Raw genomic sequence first — 765 nt, 5'->3', positions numbered from 1 at the left:
GAAGTGGATAGTCTAACCTTCGGGGGGACGTTCACCACGGAGTGATTCATGACTGGGGTGAAGTCGTAACAAGGTAGCCCTAGGGGAACCTGGGGCTGGATCACCTCCTTATACGATTTAGAACTTATTTGTTCGAAGTGTCCACACAGATGATTGTTGATTAGAATTAGAGAACACAAACATTGTTTGGGTCTGTAGCTCAGCTGGTTAGAGCGCACGCCTGATAAGCGTGAGGTCGGTAGTTCAAGTCTACTCAGACCCACCACTTCTTGCCGATGCTGCGTTATTAAGCTCGTCGTTTAGAAAAGACTAAACGTCCTCACTTAATGCCTTGCCTCGATAAGAAGTTTGGTAAAGCAAACAATGTAATCCTAGTAATGTGGGGCTATAGCTCAGCTGGGAGAGCGCCTGCCTTGCACGCAGGAGGTCAGCAGTTCGATCCTGCTTAGCTCCACCATTTTACTACTCCTTCTCATAGATAAACACTCTTACTCAAGTTTAAGTAACTGAGAGTTTTTAACTCTGAGAAGTAATTCTCTTGCTCTTTAAAAATTTGGAAAAGCTGAAAAATTAAATTCTGATAGATAACGTAAAGTTATTTATCGAGTTTTCGAAAGAAAATGCCGATTAATCATTTGTTTGATTAATTAGCGTCTACTTTAGTATTCAATATTAACTTCTGGCGAAGTTAAACTGTCTTTAGCAGTACAACTTAAAACTATTTTGGGTTGTATGGTTAAGTGACTAAGCGTACACGGTGGATGC

The 765-nt window shown here is 41.3% G+C and carries 2 tRNA genes and 1 rRNA gene; all 3 read left to right on the top strand.

From position 1 onward, the window contains the following. Positions 1–111: ribosomal RNA gene (locus F9Y84_RS21870) — 16S ribosomal RNA — on the top strand; the annotation flags it as partial. A gap of 77 nt (positions 112–188) precedes the next feature. Continuing rightward, positions 189–265: transfer RNA gene (locus F9Y84_RS21865), tRNA-Ile, on the top strand. A 116-nt stretch (positions 266–381) separates the two neighbouring features. Next, positions 382–457, top strand: a tRNA-Ala gene (locus F9Y84_RS21860). Positions 458–765 lie beyond the last annotated feature (308 nt).

The organism is Pseudoalteromonas peptidolytica, assembly GCF_012641745.1.
Lineage (GTDB): Bacteria > Pseudomonadota > Gammaproteobacteria > Enterobacterales > Alteromonadaceae > Pseudoalteromonas > Pseudoalteromonas peptidolytica.
The sequence above is the reverse complement of the archived record's forward strand: the minus strand, read 5'-3'. Positions and strand labels throughout refer to the sequence as shown.